16 protein-coding genes are annotated in these 15,866 nt (G+C 66.5%); 9 read left to right on the forward strand and 7 right to left on the reverse strand.

The window, feature by feature from the left end; translation table 11 throughout:
- Positions 1-50: 50 nt before the first annotated feature.
- Together ACPTTC_RS00385 and ACPTTC_RS00390 are read right to left on the reverse strand one after the other, a co-directional pair.
- Complete coding sequence (locus ACPTTC_RS00385; RefSeq protein ID WP_423391251.1) at positions 51-1,535, reverse strand: sensor histidine kinase; 1,485 nt, start codon at positions 1,533-1,535, stop codon at positions 51-53.
- A gap of 118 nt (positions 1,536-1,653) precedes the next feature.
- On the reverse strand, positions 1,654-2,346 hold the full coding sequence (locus ACPTTC_RS00390; protein WP_006401494.1) for a response regulator: 693 nt from the start codon (positions 2,344-2,346) through the stop codon (positions 1,654-1,656).
- 122 nt (positions 2,347-2,468) lie between these two features.
- Between ACPTTC_RS00390 and ACPTTC_RS00395 the strand changes: the two genes are divergently transcribed.
- Positions 2,469-2,699: a DUF3717 domain-containing protein gene (locus ACPTTC_RS00395; RefSeq protein WP_089438903.1), complete on the forward strand. Its 231-nt coding sequence runs from the start codon at positions 2,469-2,471 to the stop codon at positions 2,697-2,699.
- A gap of 92 nt (positions 2,700-2,791) precedes the next feature.
- On the opposite strand, the gene ACPTTC_RS00400 is transcribed toward ACPTTC_RS00395, so the two are convergent.
- Together ACPTTC_RS00400 and phhA are read right to left on the reverse strand one after the other, a co-directional pair.
- On the reverse strand, positions 2,792-3,169 hold the full coding sequence (locus tag ACPTTC_RS00400) for a 4a-hydroxytetrahydrobiopterin dehydratase (RefSeq protein WP_264166058.1): 378 nt from the start codon (positions 3,167-3,169) through the stop codon (positions 2,792-2,794).
- Between the two features lie 64 nt (positions 3,170-3,233).
- Positions 3,234-4,127, reverse strand: coding sequence for a phenylalanine 4-monooxygenase (gene phhA, locus ACPTTC_RS00405; RefSeq protein ID WP_423391252.1), 894 nt, complete (start codon positions 4,125-4,127; stop codon positions 3,234-3,236).
- 139 nt (positions 4,128-4,266) lie between these two features.
- Here phhA and ACPTTC_RS00410 point away from each other — a divergent pair, with 139 nt between their 5' ends.
- Entirely contained in the window at positions 4,267-4,752 is a 486-nt protein-coding gene (locus ACPTTC_RS00410) for an Lrp/AsnC family transcriptional regulator (RefSeq protein ID WP_006408082.1), read from the forward strand.
- Positions 4,753-4,818: 66 nt separating this feature from the next.
- On the opposite strand, the gene ACPTTC_RS00415 is transcribed toward ACPTTC_RS00410, so the two are convergent.
- Both ACPTTC_RS00415 and ACPTTC_RS00420 read right to left on the reverse strand, forming a co-directional pair.
- Entirely contained in the window at positions 4,819-5,352 is a 534-nt protein-coding gene (locus ACPTTC_RS00415) for a class IV adenylate cyclase (RefSeq protein WP_175969809.1), read from the reverse strand.
- Positions 5,353-5,470: 118 nt separating this feature from the next.
- Positions 5,471-6,370, reverse strand: a complete 900-nt coding sequence (locus ACPTTC_RS00420) for a LysR family transcriptional regulator (RefSeq protein WP_423391253.1) — start codon at positions 6,368-6,370, stop codon at positions 5,471-5,473.
- A gap of 172 nt (positions 6,371-6,542) precedes the next feature.
- On the opposite strand from ACPTTC_RS00420, the gene ACPTTC_RS00425 reads away from it, so the two are divergent.
- From ACPTTC_RS00425 to ACPTTC_RS00450, 6 genes are all read left to right on the forward strand, one after another.
- Positions 6,543-8,228 (forward strand): GMC family oxidoreductase, encoded by a 1,686-nt coding sequence (locus ACPTTC_RS00425; RefSeq protein WP_423391254.1) that lies wholly within the window; start codon positions 6,543-6,545, stop codon positions 8,226-8,228.
- Positions 8,229-8,686: 458 nt separating this feature from the next.
- Positions 8,687-9,466, forward strand: a complete 780-nt coding sequence (locus ACPTTC_RS00430; protein ID WP_021160426.1) for an ABC transporter ATP-binding protein — start codon at positions 8,687-8,689, stop codon at positions 9,464-9,466.
- Positions 9,463-10,218: an ABC transporter ATP-binding protein gene (locus tag ACPTTC_RS00435; RefSeq protein ID WP_059682652.1), complete on the forward strand. Its 756-nt coding sequence runs from the start codon at positions 9,463-9,465 to the stop codon at positions 10,216-10,218. The genes ACPTTC_RS00430 and ACPTTC_RS00435 overlap by 4 nt, the downstream gene beginning before the upstream one ends.
- A 76-nt stretch (positions 10,219-10,294) precedes the next feature.
- Positions 10,295-11,494, forward strand: a complete 1,200-nt coding sequence (locus ACPTTC_RS00440) for an ABC transporter substrate-binding protein (RefSeq protein ID WP_175956632.1) — start codon at positions 10,295-10,297, stop codon at positions 11,492-11,494.
- Between the two features lie 128 nt (positions 11,495-11,622).
- Complete coding sequence (locus ACPTTC_RS00445; protein ID WP_011350508.1) at positions 11,623-12,507, forward strand: branched-chain amino acid ABC transporter permease; 885 nt, start codon at positions 11,623-11,625, stop codon at positions 12,505-12,507.
- Complete coding sequence (locus ACPTTC_RS00450) at positions 12,507-13,481, forward strand: branched-chain amino acid ABC transporter permease (RefSeq protein ID WP_175956633.1); 975 nt, start codon at positions 12,507-12,509, stop codon at positions 13,479-13,481. The genes ACPTTC_RS00445 and ACPTTC_RS00450 overlap by 1 nt, the downstream gene beginning before the upstream one ends.
- A 498-nt stretch (positions 13,482-13,979) precedes the next feature.
- Here ACPTTC_RS00450 and ACPTTC_RS00455 read toward each other — a convergent pair whose 3' ends face one another.
- Positions 13,980-14,264: a hypothetical protein gene (locus ACPTTC_RS00455; protein WP_423391255.1), complete on the reverse strand. Its 285-nt coding sequence runs from the start codon at positions 14,262-14,264 to the stop codon at positions 13,980-13,982.
- Positions 14,265-14,600: 336 nt separating this feature from the next.
- On the opposite strand from ACPTTC_RS00455, the gene ACPTTC_RS00460 reads away from it, so the two are divergent.
- A complete protein-coding gene (locus ACPTTC_RS00460) occupies positions 14,601-15,758 on the forward strand; it encodes an ABC transporter substrate-binding protein (protein ID WP_423391256.1) in 1,158 nt (385 codons plus the stop codon).
- The last annotated feature ends 108 nt before the right edge of the window (positions 15,759-15,866 follow it).

Raw genomic sequence — 15,866 nt, forward strand, 5'->3', positions numbered from 1 at the left:
CTTCCTCATCCGGCGCGCGGCCCGAACAGCGGCCGTCCGCCGCGAGGCCCTCAGTGCGTCGACGCGGCGGCCGGTGTTTCGCTGGCCGGCTTCTCGGTGCGCGCGGTCAGCGGCACCCTCACCACGAAGCGCGAGCCGCCTTCCGACGCATCCTCGTACGAGACGGTGCCGCCGTGCATCGCGATGATGTCGTGCACGATCGCGAGGCCGAGCCCAGCGCCCGTCTCGACACCGTTGCCGCTTTGCGCGTCGCCGCGGAAGAAGCGCTTGAACAGGTCGGCCTGCTGGTTGGCGGGCACGCCGGGGCCGTTGTCCTCGACGACGATCTCGGCGGCCGGCTGGCCGTCCTCGAGTGCGCCGCGCGCAACGTTCACCGTGATCCGTGCGCCGTCCGGCCGCGCGAGCGGTACGTACTTCAGTGCATTGTCCAGCAGGTTCGCAATCACCTCGCGCAACAGCACGGGATTCCCGCGCACGATCAGCTTCTCGTCGTCACCGGGATCGTCGGTGCGCTGGAAGCCGAGGTCGACGTGCGACGCAAGGGCGCGCGGTACCCATTCGGCACCCGTCTCGAATGCCATCGCCGCGAGGTCGACGTCGACGAACCGCGCGGCCTGTTCGCCCGGTTCCGCACGGGCGAGCGACAGCAACTGATTCGACAGCCGCACCGCGCGGTCGGCCGCCGCGCGCAACTCGCGCACCGCGGCGTAGGTCTGGTGCGGGTCGCGCGCGACGGCCGCCTGCTCGGCATGCAGCTTCACGGCCGTGAGCGGCGTGCGCAACTGATGCGCGGCATCGGCGATGAACTTGCGCTGCGCGTCGAGCGCGGTCTTCAGGCGGCCGAGCAGCGCGTTCATCGCGCTCGTCAGCGGCCGGATTTCCAGCGGCACCTCGGTTTCGTCGACCGGTTCCAGCGACGTGTGGGTCTGCCGGTTCAGCGAATCGGCCAGGTGCGTGAGCGGGCCGAGCTGCTGGTTCACGACGCGCCACACGATGCCCCAGCCCGCGAGCAGCAGCAGCAGCAGCGGCATCATGATCGCGACGAGGAATTCGGCCGCGATCCGGTAGCGGTGCCGCACCGGCTGCGCGACCTCCACGACCATCGGCTTGCCGCCGTCGACGTCGTCGACGCGCACCTGCGCGACCCGCACGGCACGGTTGTCGTATTCGGCCTCGAACACGTATGCGTGATGCATGCGGCGCACGTTGATGCCCTGCAGCGGCAGCTTCGGATCGCCGGCGAGTTCCTGCTCGCCGTCGCTGATCCGGTAGATCAGCGCCTCGGCGGGATCGGAGAACATCGCCTGCGCGAGCGGGGGCACCGTGAACGGCGCGTCGGGGCCGGCAATCTGGATCTGTTTGGAGATGGCGGTCGCGAGATCGGCGAGCGAGCGGTCGATCACGTGCTGCGTGTATTGCCACGCGAGCCAGTAGGCGATCAGGCCGCTCATCAGCGCGAGCATCGACAGCGGGGCGGCGAGGCGCCGAAGCAGCGAGCGGCGCAGGCTGGTGGTCACAGCCGGATCAGGAGACATTTCGACGGGCAAATGGATAAGCGCCGCTCACGGGGAGCGGCGCGGTCTTGCGCCGGGCGGCGACGCGGAGCAGCGCGCACACGCGGCCGGCGCGTGGCCGCCCGGCGTGCGGTGCCGCTCAGACGCTCGCCGTCTGGCGGATTTCCTGCAGCAGGTAGCCGAAGCCGCGCACCGTGACGATTTCGACACGGCACTGCTCGAGTTTCTTGCGCACGCGGTGCACGTAGACTTCGATCGCGGTGTCGCCGAGATCGCCGCCGAAGTGCGTGAGGTGATCCTGCAGCTGGGCCTTGCTGACGACGCGGCCGTGGCGCAGCAGCAGCATCTCGAGCACCGCGAATTCGCGCGGCGACAGTTCGAGCGGCTTGTCGTCGTTGAAGATGCGGCGGTCGACGCCCGACAGGCGGACGCCACCGAGCGACACTTCCGGACGCGGCATGTCGCTGTGCGGGCCGCTGCGGCGCATCACCGCGCGGATGCGCGCTTCGAGCTCGGCCGGCTCGAACGGCTTGAGCATGTAGTCGTCGGCGCCCGAGTTCAGGCCCTGGATCCGGTCGTTCAGCTCGTCGCGCGCGGTCAGCACGATGACGGGCGTGTGGCGGTTGGTCTGGCGGAAGCGCGTGAGCAGCGTCATCCCGTCGATGCCCGGCAGGCCGAGGTCGAGGATCACGAGTTCGTGGCGGTTCTGTGCCAGCGCCTGTTCGGCAAAGATGCCGTCATGCACCATGTCGACGGTGAAGCCAGCCTGCTCGAGGCTGCTCTGGATACCGCGTGCGATGGGGCGGTCGTCTTCAATCAGAAGGAGTCGCATGAAGTTCGCTCAAGTACAATGGGTTGGCGGTTCAGGCACGCGGACAGCACGACGCCGTTTCCACAGGGGCGCCGCTACACCTGACATCAAGCATGGCGGCCAGCGAACGATTAAATCCAAACATGTCCGATATTTCGATCAACGACCTAGAAGCCGCGATCAATTTCTGGCGCGCCCGCTCGCCGTCGAGCGGCGACGAACTCAAACTCTGCGAAGAGGCCAGCGCGCTTTCCAAGCCGTATGCGCTGCTGATTGTACAGCGCCAAAGCGCGCTGCAACTGGAAGGTTTGGACCCCAAGGCACGGAATGCATACGAGACTTACGTGCGCCTTAAGGATGGCTTGGAAAGCTGAAGGCTTTCGCTGACTACATCCTAGAAAACGTTCATCGAAATGAAAAGTTGACGCGCCGCGCATCGAAAGACGCGCGGCGGTAGAGGAAGGCCTCAGGCGGCGGGTTTCGCGTGTGCGCCGGCGCGGTCGATGAACAGCGCGAGTTCGATGTCGCGTTCGGTCAGGCCGTCGGCGTCGTGGGTCGACAGCGTGATGTCGACGCGGTTGTACACGTTGAACCATTCCGGATGGTGGTTCATTTCCTGCGCCTTGATCGCGACGCGCGTCATGAAGCCGAACGCTTCGTTGAAATCGGCGAAGCGCAGGCTGCGCTGGATCGCGTCGCGGCCCGGCACGGCCGTCCAGAGCGGCAGGCCTTCGAGTCGGGTCTTGCGTTCTTCTGATGTGAGCTTGTGGATCATCTTGCACCTCTCGTTCGGTAACGGCGCCCGCGCGCGGCTGCGCCGCGCGGCGAAGCCGGCACCGGTCATTGTTTCATAGTTGCGGGAAGGCGATCGGAAGGCCGCCAGGGGCGCGTTCCTGCGCCCTCGACCGTCATGCGTCGGCGTCGTCGGGCCAGCCTTCGCCGGTGCCGCGGTGCAGCACGCGATCGGTATCGAGCACCGCGCCGGCCGCGAACTCGGGCAGCGCCGCCAGCCGGTCGGCCAGCGCACGGCCGTCGACGTCGGCGAGCGCGAACAGCTGGGCGAAATCGTCGATCACGAAATAGGTCTTCTGGAACGTGTCGATCCGGTACTTCGTGCGCATCACGCGCTCGAGGTCGAAGCCGAGCCGGTTCGGCGCCGCGCTTTCGAGGCTGTACAGGCTTTCACCCTTGCTCGACACGATTCCGGCCCCGTAGATCGACAGCCCGTTCGTGCCGCGCGGATCGCGGATCAGCCCGAATTCCACCGTATACCAGTAGAGCCGCGCGAGGCGCGCCAGCGCCGCTTCGTCGTCGGCGACCGCAAGTGCGGTACGGCCGTACGCCTGCATGTAGTCCGCGAACACCGGATTGATCAGCAGCGGCACGTGGCCGAACAGGTCGTGGAAGCAGTCGGGTTCCTGCAGGTAATCGAGCTGGTCGGGGCGGCGCATCCACCAGGTGACGGGGAAGCGCCGGTTCGCGAGATGCGCGAAGAACACCCGGTCGGGCACGAGGCCCGGCACCGCGACGATCTCCCAATCCGTTGCCGGCTTCAACTGACGGTTCACGTCGGCGAACGACGGCACGCGATCGGCCGGCAGGTCGATCTTCCCGAGCCCCGCGACGAACGCGTCGCACGCGCGCCCGCGCAACAATGCCGACTGGCGTGCATAGAGCTGCTTCCACACCGCGTGGTCAACCTGGCCGTAATGCGCGAGCGGCTGGTCGATGGTGAAATCGGCGCGGGTTTCGAGGCCCGCATCGAACTGCTCCTGCAGTTTCGCGGTGACGACGGTGGACATGATCTGGCTCTGCACGTGGCGGTTGGGAACCGTGCAAGTGTAGAGCGGGATGCACGCGGAATGGGCGCAATATTGGCGTTGATTTGCATGATGATGCGATAATCGCGCATCAAATCATGAATCAATGCGGAGAATGCTCATGCTGGAACTCGATCACTTCGATCTCGCGCTGCTGGACGTGCTGCAGCGCTTCGGCCGCGCGACGCACCAGCAGCTCGGCGAGGAGGTGCCGCTGTCGCCGTCGCAGATCGGCCGGAGGCTGCAGCGGCTCGAGGCGGCCGGCGTGATCGAAGGCTATCGCGTGATGCTGCGGCCCGAAAAGCTCGGGCTCGGCGTCACCGCGTTCACGAGCCTGAAGCTCAAGCACCACGGCGATTCGATCATCGAGCAGTTCCAGCAGCAGATCGACGTGCTGCCCGAAGTGCTCGAATGCCATGCGGTGGTGGGCGATGCGGACTACCTACTGCGGATCGTCGCGCCCGACCTGAACGCGCTGTCGCAGTTCGTGATGAAGAAGCTGATGCGCGTGCCGGGCGTGGACAGCGTGCGCTCGAACATCGTGCTGACGACCTTCAAGCGCAACGGCGCACTGCCGCTCGCGCACCTGGCGCCTGGCGCCGCCTGACGCGGCGACCGGGCGGCGGCAGGGGCGAGGGCGGCGCGGGTGGCACTGCGGTAGAGCAGGGCCGGATCAGGTCGCCTCGTGCTGCGTGTCGGCGTTCAGCAGGTCGACGTACGCGACCGCGACGAGATCGTCCTGCGGCACGCCGAGCTTCGCGAACACGTCGTGCGCTTCCGCTTCGCCGCCGGCTTCGTCGTCATCGGGGCCAAGTACGACTTCCAGTTCGATGAAATCGCCGAGGCCGTCGACGCGGTCGAGGTGGATGCGGGTGCGGCCCGCGAGGTACACGTGCCGTTCCTTCGTCACGATTCCGCGCGTGGTCAGCGCGGTGGCGAGCAGCGCGTGCATCGCGTCGGGGTTCGTCACCGGGCTGCGCGTGTAGTACGACGCCTTCGGGCCGTCGCGGTCGTCGCGCTGGTAGAAGATCAGTTCGGCCGGCGTGCCGTCCTCGAAGCGGCGCAGCTTCAGCCTGCCGCGCGGCACGTCGTAGAAGAAATCCTGCTGGCGATAGAACAGCGGCGCCTCGGTCGCGAGCCTGGCCGCCTGTTCGCGCAGCTGGTCGAATTCGCGGGCGCGGGCTTTGATCTCGATGTTGCGGGCCATGCGGGTCTCCTTCAATCGGGGTCTCGCGGTGTGCGAACGCACAATCTAGCAAAAACGCGGAGACGGTGGCGTGACGCGATGACGCGCCCAGGCCCGGCCGCGTCGTCATCAGCCCCGCTCATATCGACCACTGCGCCTCGATCAGCCGCAGCGCGGCTGCGGTCGCCGGTTCGTCGCGCCGCTCGGCGAGCGTCACGAACGTCAGTTCGGTGGGCACCGTCACGGGCTCGACGATCGTCAGCGCATGCGCGTGCGCTTCGGCCAGCGCGGTCGAGTCGCGCGCGAGCGTCAACCCGATTCCCGATTTGACGAGATCGAGCATCGACTGCTCCTGGTCGACCTCGGCAACCTTGAGCGGCTGCGCGCCGGCATCGGCGAAGCGCCGCGACAGCAGCCGGTGGTGCGCCGACGCCGGCGGCGTCCAGATCCACGGAAGCGTCGCGAGCGAACGCCAGTCATGGGCGCGCTGCACGCGCTCCTTCCAGCCGGCCGGCGCGAGCACGCGGTACTGGAAATGCGTGAGCGTGACGGTGTGGAACAGCGCGCCGTCGAGCGGATCGTCCTCACCCGGCCGGCCGATGTAGTAGCCGACGTCGAGCGCCTGCGCGCGCACCTGTTCGATCACCCAGCCCGACATGCCGTGCCGCAGCGCCGTCTCGATCTGCGGATGGGTTTCGACGAGCGCGCGCAGGAAGCCGCCGAGCCGCAGGAAGCCCGGATCGAGGATCGTGCCGATCCGCAGCCGGCCGCGCACCTCGTGTTGCAGCGCAGCAGCGGCGCGCTCCACGTCGGCCGCCGCGGCGAGCGCGCGTTCCGCATGCGGCAGCAGCGTCTGCCCGTCGCGCGTCAGTGCGAGACCGCGCGACGTGCGCGTAAACAGCGTGACGCCGAGTGTTTCCTGCAGATGCTTGATCTGCAGGCTGACCGCTGGCTGCGTCAGGTGCAGTTGCACGGCGGCGCGCGTCAGGTTGCCTTCGCGCGCGACCGTCGCGAACGCGCGGAGCAGGGTGAGATCCATCGTCGTGATATGAGCGCGGCTTATAACGCAGTTCAGCATAACTCATTGGATCGGCGGCCGGCGGCCGGAGTACGCTTCATCGGCGCGGGGCGCGCGGGGCCGCAAGCGTGGCTCGCGACACACTATGCTGGAAATGACGCGCGGCGTTGCACCGCGTGACAGGAGACAAACCGTGACGACACAACGCACGCTAGAAGGCGAATTCGATTACGTGATCGTCGGCGCGGGCACCGCGGGCTGCGTGCTCGCGAACCGCCTGACCGAAGATCCCGACATCCGCGTGCTGCTGCTCGAAGCGGGCGGCAAGGACGACTATCACTGGATCCACATCCCGGTCGGCTATCTGTATTGCATCGGCAACCCGCGCACCGACTGGCTGTACAAGACGCAGCCGGAAGCGGCGCTCAACGGCCGTGCGCTCTCGTATCCGCGCGGCCGCGTGCTCGGCGGCTGCTCGTCGATCAACGGGATGATCTACATGCGTGGCCAGCGCGAGGATTACGACGGCTGGGCGCAGGAAACCGGCGACGCCGGCTGGTCGTGGGACAGCGTGCTGCCGATCTTCAAGCGCAGCGAGGATCACCACGCGGGCGCGAGCGATGCGCACGGCGCGGGCGGCTACTGGCGCGTCGAGAAGCAGCGGCTGCGCTGGGAGATCCTCGAATCGTTCGCGCAGGCCGCGCAGCAGACGGGGATCCCGGCAACCGACGATTTCAATCGTGGCGACAATACCGGGGTCGGCTATTTCGAGGTGAACCAGAAGCGCGGCGTGCGCTGGAATACCTCGAAAGCGTTCCTGCGGCCCGCGATGGCACGCCCGAACCTGACCGTCATCACCGGCGCGCACGCGCAGCGCGTGATCTTCGACGGGCGGCGCGCGGTCGGCGTCGAATATCGCGGCGGCGGCACCGATTACGTTGCACGGGCGCGTTCGGAGGTGCTGCTGACGTCCGGCGCCGTGAATTCGCCGCAGCTGCTCGAGCTGTCGGGTATCGGCGATGGCCGGCGGCTGCAGGCGCTCGGCATCGACGTCGTGCAGGATCTGCCGGGCGTCGGCGAAAACCTGCAGGATCACCTGCAATTGCGGATGGCGTTTCGCGTCGAAGGCGTACGCACGCTCAACACGCTGTCCGCGCACTGGTGGGGCAAGCTGATGATTGGCGCCGAATATGCGTTGCTGCAGCGCGGGCCGATGTCGATGGCGCCGTCGCAGCTCGGCGCGTTCGCGAAATCCGATCCCGACGATCCCGCGCTCACGCGTCCCGATCTCGAATACCATGTGCAGCCGCTGTCGCTCGAACGCTTCGGCGAGCCGCTGCACAGCTTCAATGCGTTCACCGCCTCCGTGTGCCATCTGCGGCCGACGTCGCGCGGCAGCGTGCATATCGCGAGTGCCGATCCGGGTGTGGCCCCCGCGATCGCGCCGAACTATCTGTCGACCGACCACGATCGCCACGTCGCCGCGAACGCGCTGCGACTCACGCGCCGGATCGCGTCCGCGCCGGCGCTCGCACGCTATCGTCCCGAGGAAATCCTGCCGGGCGCGCAGTACCGGAGCGAAGCCGAGCTGATCGAGGCGGCCGGCGCCGTCGGCACGACGATTTTCCATCCGGTCGGCACCTGCCGGATGGGGCGTGCCGACGATGAGCGCGCGGTGGTCGACAGCCGGCTGCGCGTGCGCGGCATCGCCGGGCTGCGGATCGTCGATGCATCGGTGATGCCGTTCATTACATCGGGCAACACCAATTCGCCGACGCTGATGATCGCCGAGCGCGCGAGCGACATGATCCGTGCCGATCGCCGCGCGGCGCGCGAAGCGACGCCGGTGCGCACGGAGGCCGCTGCGACACCCGTGTGACGGGACGCTGACACGCACGACAGCGGGCTGTCATGATGACGCCCGCTGATTCGCTATGCGAAACAAGCTGCTGTTGCAGCGCCGGTGCCGATTGTGCCGATCGTGCCGGTTCGCCGGCAAGATCCATGCAAGCCGTGCAGCCGCACGGCTTTTTTGTTGCGTGCGTGCCGGGCCGTGCGGATGGTCAACCAACGATGATGCACGTATCAAAAAAACGCGGTGAAAATCCGTGCACAGCCGGGCGCGACATGGCGGCCAGCCCTATAAGTGCAAATCCCGATGATTGCACTGCACCAACGGCGAGACAATGTGGCGCAGCGTGCGTACGCGTCGGCGCGGGAGACCACCCTCGAGGCGTAACACGGCGCCCGGGGCAGCCCGCTCATCCGCTGACCTGTTTCGCGGACGCTTCTCGCGAATCTTCCCGGTGCTTCGCCTGACTTCGTACGGAAGGGAACATGATTCTCGGCGACACGATTCTGGAAACACGCGGACTGACCAAGGAGTTCAGGGGTTTCACGGCCGTCAACGGCGTGAACCTGCGTGTGCGTCGCGGTGCGATCCACGCGCTGATCGGACCGAACGGCGCGGGCAAGACCACCTGCTTCAACCTCCTCACCAAATTCCTGACGCCGACGGCCGGCCAGATCGTCTTCAACGGCATCGACATCACCGACGAGCGGCCCGCGCAGGTGGCACGCCGCGGCATCATCCGCTCGTTCCAGATCTCGGCCGTCTTCCCGCACCTGACCGCACTGCAGAACGTGCGCATCGGCCTGCAGCGCGCGCTCGGCACCGAATTCCATTTCTGGCGCAGCGAACGCACGCTGAAGCGGCTTGACGACCGCGCGATGGACCTGCTCACGCAGGTCGGCCTCACCGATTTCGCGCAGGTGCCGACCGTCGAACTCGCTTACGGCCGCAAGCGCGCGCTGGAGATCGCGACCACGCTCGCGATGGAGCCGGAACTGATGCTGCTCGACGAGCCCACGCAGGGAATGGGCCACGAGGACGTCGATCGCGTGACCGCGCTGATCAAGAAGGTCGCGAGCGGCCGTACGATCCTGATGGTCGAGCACAACATGAACGTGATCGCGGGCATCTCCGACACGATCACCGTCCTGCAACGCGGCGAGGTGCTGGCCGAAGGCTCGTATGCGGAAGTGTCGAAGAATCCGCTCGTCATCGAGGCCTACATGGGCAGCGCCGACGCGGCGCTCGCGGGGGCGCACGCATGAAGCACAGCGAACGGGAGGAACGCGAATTGAGCGGCGTCGAAAGCGGTACGCCCGCGCTGGAGATCACGGGCCTCGAGGCCTGGTACGGGGAATCCCACATATTGCACGGTGTCGACCTGACGGTGCATCGCGGCGAGGTGGTCACGCTGCTCGGCCGCAACGGCGCGGGCCGCACGACGACGCTGCGCGCGATCATGGGCCTCACGGGCCGCCGCAGCGGGTCGATCAAGGTCGCGGGCAACGAGACGATCGGCCTCGCGACGCACCGCATCGCGCATTTCGGTATCGGCTACTGCCCGGAGGAGCGCGGGATCTTCTCGAGCCTGTCGTGCGAGGAGAACCTGATGCTGCCGCCGCCGATCGGACCGCGCGACCACGCGATGTCGATCGACGAGATCTACGCGATGTTCCCGAATCTCGCGTCGCGCCGGCAGAGCCAGGGCACGCGGCTGTCCGGCGGCGAGCAGCAGATGCTCGCGGTCGCGCGGATCCTGCGCACCGGCGCGAACCTGCTGCTGCTCGACGAGATTTCCGAAGGCCTCGCACCGGTGATCGTGCAGGCGCTGGCGCGGATGATCGTCGCGCTGAAGGCGCGCGGCTACACGATCGTGATGGTCGAACAGAATTTCCGCTTCGCGGCACCGCTCGCCGACCGGTTCTACGTGATGGAGCACGGCAGCATCGTCGAACATTTCCAGGCGGCCGAACTGGAAAGCAAGATGCCGACCCTGCACGACCTGCTCGGGGTGTGACGCCGGCCCGTCTCTTTCGCCGCTAGCCGTGGCGGCTTCGAACAACCACAACGCATCAGAACAACAGGAGACGTCAATGAAAATGAAGACCCTCGCACACGCCTGTCTCGCGCTCGCGACCGCCGCGCTCACCGCTGGCGCCGCGCAGGCCGCGGATACCGTGAAGATCGGCTTCATCACCGACATGTCGGGGCTTTACGCGGATATCGACGGGCAGGGCGGCCTCGAGGCGATCCGCATGGCGGTCGCCGATTTCGGCGGCAAGGTGCTCGGCAAGCCGATCGAGGTGGTCTATGCCGATCACCAGAACAAGGCCGACATCGCCGCGTCGAAGGCGCGCGAATGGATGGACCGCGGCGGGCTCGACCTGTTGGTCGGCGGCACGAACTCGGCCACCGCGCTGTCGATGAACCAGGTCGCGGCCGAGAAGAAGAAGGTCTACATCAACATCGGCGCGGGTGCCGACACGCTGACCAACGAGCAGTGCACCCCGTACACGGTCCACTACGCCTACGACACGATGGCGCTCGCGAAGGGCACCGGTTCGGCGGTGGTGAAGCAGGGCGGCAAGACGTGGTTCTTCCTGACCGCCGATTACGCGTTCGGCAAGGCGCTCGAGAAGAACACGTCGGATGTCGTGAAGGCGAACGGCGGCCAGGTGCTCGGTGCGGTACGCCACCCGCTGTCCGCGTCGGATTTCTCGTCGTTCCTGCTGCAGGCGCAGGCGTCGAAGGCGCAGATCCTCGGCCTCGCGAACGCGGGCGGCGACACGATCAACGCGATCAAGGCCGCGAAGGAATTCGGCATCACGAAGACGATGAAGCTCGCCGCGCTGCTGATGTTCATCGACGACGTGCACAGCCTCGGCCTCGAGACGACGCAGGGCCTGGTGCTGACCGACAGCTGGTACTGGAACCGCGACGCGGCGTCGCGCCAGTGGGCGCAGCGCTACTTCGGCAAGATGAAGAAGATGCCGTCGAGCCTGCAGGCGGCCGACTACTCGTCGGTGACGACCTACCTGAAGGCCGTACAGGCCGCAGGCACGACCGACTCCGACAAGGTGATGGCCGAGCTGAAGAAGATCAAGATCAACGACTTCTACGCGAAGGGCTACATCCGCACGGACGGCAGCATGATCCACGACATGTACCTGATGGAAGTGAAGAAGCCGTCGGAGTCGAAGGAGCCGTGGGATTACTACAAGGTGCTCGCGACGATTCCGGGCGAACAGGCGTTCGGAACCAAGCAGGAATCGCGCTGCGCGTTGTGGAAGTAAGCAGGGCGTAGCGGCGCGCGCGGGCGCGCCGCTCGGTGGCGGCTGCAGCGATGTGCCCGCTGCGCTGCCCGCGTGCGCGACGCATGAAGGTTGCGCGCGCAACGAAACTCATTCTGACGGCTAAGTCGATGGAAATCTTTGGCATTCCGTTGCCGGCGATGCTGAGCCAGTTGCTGCTCGGGCTCGTCAACGGCTCGTTCTACGCGATCCTGAGCCTCGGGCTTGCGGTGATCTTCGGGCTGCTCAACGTGATCAACTTCGCGCACGGCGCGCTGTTCATGCTGGGTGCGATGCTCGCGTGGATGGGCCTGTCGTATTTCGGGCTGCCGTACTGGGCGATGCTGGTGATCGCGCCGCTGGTCGTCGGTGCGTTCGGGATCCTGATCGAGCGCTCGATGCTGCGCTGGCTGTACAAGCTCGATCACTTGTACGGACTGCTGCTCACGTTCGGGCTCACGCTGGTCGTCGAAGGCGTGTTCCGGTCGATCTACGGCTCGTCCGGCCAGCCGTACGACGTGCCGTCGCAGCTGTCCGGCGCCACCAACCTCGGTTTCATGTTCCTGCCGAACTACCGCGCGTGGGTCGTCGTCGCGTCGCTCGCGGTGTGCCTCGCGACGTGGTTCGTGATCGAGAAGACGCGCCTCGGCGCCTACCTGCGCGCGGGCACCGAGAACCCGAAGCTCGTCGAGGCATTCGGCGTGAACGTGCCGATGATGATCACGCTCACCTACGGCTTCGGCGTCGCGCTCGCCGCGTTCGCGGGCGTGCTGGCCGCGCCGGTGATCCAGGTGTCGCCGCTGATGGGCCAGCCGATGATCATCACCGTGTTCGCGGTGGTCGTGATCGGCGGGATGGGCTCGATCCTCGGCTCGATCGTCACGGGCCTGCTGCTCGGCGTGATCGAGGGTTTCACGCGCGTGTTCTACCCCGAAGCGTCGGCCACCGTCGTGTTCGTGATCATGGCGATCGTGCTGCTGTTCCGCCCGGCGGGCCTCTTCGGCAAGGAAAAATGATGCAGAGAAAAGTGCTCTACGGCGTGCTGCTCGCCGCACTGCTCGCCGCGCCGTTCATCGGCGCGTACCCGGTGTTCGTGATGAAGGTGCTCACGTTCGCGCTGTTCGCGGCCGCGTTCAACCTGCTGATCGGCTATACGGGGCTGCTGTCGTTCGGCCATGCGATGTTTCTCGCGACCGCCGGCTATGCGACCGGTTATTCGATGCAGACGCTCGGTTTCACGCCGGAGCTCGGCGTGCTGGCCGGTACCGTGGCCGCGACGCTGCTCGGGCTCGTCGTCGGGCTGTTCGCGATCCGGCGGCAGGGCATCTACTTCGCGATGATCACGCTCGCGTTTGCGCAGATGGTCTACTTCATCTACCTGCAGGCGCCGTTTACGCATGGCGAGGACGGGCTGCAGGGCGTGCCGCGCGGCCACCTGTTCGGGCTGCTCGACCTGTCGAACGACGTCGCGCTGTACTACGTCGTGCTGGCGGTGGTCGTCGCCGCGTGCGCGTTCATCGTGCGGGTCGTGCATTCGCCGTTCGGCCAGGTGCTCGTCGCGATCAAGGAGAACGAAGCGCGCGCGATCTCGCTCGGCTACGACACCGACCGCTTCAAGCTGCTGGCGTTCATCCTGTCGGCGGGCATCGCGGGGCTCGCCGGCTCGCTGAAGGTGCTCGTGCTCGGCTTCGAGACGCTGTCGGACGCGTACTGGACGATGTCGGGCCTCGTCGTGCTGATGACGCTCGTCGGCGGGATGGGCACGCTGTTCGGGCCGCTGCTGGGTGCAGCGCTGATCGTCGCGCTGGAAGACCGGCTCGGCGACATCGGCGAATGGCTCGCATCGGCGACGGGCGTCGCGTGGTTCCATTCGCTCGGCGAATCGGCGACGATCGTCACGGGGCTGATCTTCATCGCATGCGTGCTCGCATTCCGGCGCGGCATCGTCGGCGAAATAGTCGCGCGGATCAAGCCGCTCAGGGCGTCCTGAGCGCGTGCCGCGCGCGTCGCGGCGCGTTGATGCGAAGCACCATCCGATGCGCTGCGAAAGGGCGTCGCAGCGGGCTCAAGTCGGTGCCGCGCGGCACACTGGTGCCCCATTTTCGTGCGGCGATGCACCATAGGGGTAAATGCTAAGTTGCCGTGGTGCTTAAGCCTCTTTAAGATTCGTTTTAGTTCTGATGCACCGCGAAACGAATTTGCAGGTGGAGAACGAGGAGACAATCGAGGCACAAAGTGCCCGGACCCCAAAGCGCTGTTGGACGGAATCCAACAGCGCTTTTTCATTTGCGTGCACGGATTTCCGCTGATGGTGCATCGGCCTGCGCAGTGACCTCATTCCGCGTTTGTGTTCGCACCGCGCTTCTTCCGCGCTTCGCCGCGTCCTCCCGTTTTCCGCTTTCCCGCGATTCCTTCGCAAACGATGCGCAGCCGTGCGCCGGCCGTTCGGGCTAACCCGGTTGGCGTGCGCAAAACGCGTCCGTTACACTCAGCTTTCGCCGACCGTGCGGTCGGGAAAATCGGTCGGCAGTTCTCCTACAAGCAGAATGCAGAAGAGGGAGTACGGTTGGATGAGCAGCGCGGGACGATGGATCGGGGCAGGAAGGGCGGCTGGCGCCGTTCGTTCGTCGTGGGGTTGGCCAGATGTCGCGAAGGCCTTCCCGAGCCGTTCTGCGGCCTGTAGGCGCGTTCCGGCGCCATCGCCGGTCGTTGCGTGCGCATCCGTATCGATATCCGCATCTGCATTCGCATGAGCGGCCAGCTTCCCGATCATGTGCCGCTCGCGCGCCAGGCCGTATCAGGCCAGATCGATGTGCCTTTCCTTGATCGTTGCACGCACATCGATTGCCCGCGCGATTGCGCATTTCTCCGCGTTCTTCATCCAGACGACACCGCTGCTGCGCATCGTGACGGTCGAACGACCGTTTCGACCGCCGGCCGGTGCGCCCGCGCGCGGTGTCGTCCGGGCGCAGTTGAAGGTGAGGTGTTTCACGGGAAAACGAGCGTAGGCGCGCCAAGGCGAGATAGTTAAATTATTAACTTGTTTTGGGGACCGGGAGCCGCCCGAGCGACCCGTGGCTTTTTCGAGCAGCGTTTGGAGACAACGTAAATGAAAATGAATCGATGGATGGAGGCCGTGCTCGCCGCGGGCCTCGTATGCGCGGCGGCAACGGCGTCGGCGCAGGTGAAGATCGGCGTGACGCTGTCGGCCACCGGGCCGGCCGCGTCGCTCGGGATTCCGGAAAAGAACACGATCGCGCTGCTGCCGAAGGAAATCGCCGGCAAGAGCGTGCAGTACATCGTGCTCGACGACGCATCCGACACGAGCCGCGCGGTGCAGAACGTGCGCAAGCTGATCGATGAAGATCACGTCGACGCGATCATCGGCTCGTCCGTCACGCCGAACTCGCTCGCGATGCTCGATCCCGTGTCGCAGGGCAAGACGCCGACGATTTCGCTCGCGGCGAGCGCCCAGATCATCTCGCCGATGGACGCGAAACGCGCATGGATGTTCAAGGTGCCGCAGAACGACCAGCTGATGGCCGACGCGATCGCCGGCTACATGGCGAAACACGGTGTGAAGACGGTCGGCTTCATCGGCTTCGCCGATGCGTACGGCGACAGCTGGTACAACACGTTCAACGCGGCGGCCGCGAAGAACGGCCTGAAGGTCGTATCGAACGAGCGCTACAACCGCACCGACGCGTCGGTGATGGGGCAGGTGCTGAAGCTGATGGGCCCGAATCCGGATGCGGTGCTGATCGCCGGCTCGGGCACGCCGGCGGCGCTGCCGGCGAAGACGCTGAAGGAGCGCGGCTACAAGGGCAAGGTGTACCAGACGCACGGCGTCGCGAACAACGACTTCCTGCGCGTGTGCGGCAAGGATTGCGAAGGCGAGATCCTGCCCGCCGGCCCGGTGCTCGTGACCGACCAACTGCCCGATTCGAACCCGGTGAAGAAGCCGGCGCTCGGCTATAAGGCCGCGTACGAGAAGGCGTACGGCCCGGGCTCGCTGGCGACGTTCGGCGGCCATGCGTGGGACGCGGGGCTGCTGCTGCAACGTGCGATTCCGGAAGCGCTGAAGAAGGGCCAGCCGGGCACCGAGGCGTTCCGCGAGGCGCTGCGCGCATCGATCGAGAACGTGAAAGACCTGCCCGTGTCGCATGGCGTAATCAACATGACGCCGACCGACCACAACGGCTTCGACACGCGTGCGCGCGTGATGGTGCAGATCGTCGACGGCAAGTGGAAGCTGCAGGCCGAGTAAGCATCACGTCAAACCGGCGTGCGCGGCGCGAGTGGCGCCGTGCATGCCGTCGGCAGGGCGCCGGGCCTGACGGGCCGCGCCTGTGCCGCCTGGAACCGCTGGGGCCGC

The sequence above is a fragment of the Burkholderia mycopellens genome (assembly GCF_964265025.1).
Classification (GTDB): Bacteria; Pseudomonadota; Gammaproteobacteria; order Burkholderiales; family Burkholderiaceae; genus Burkholderia.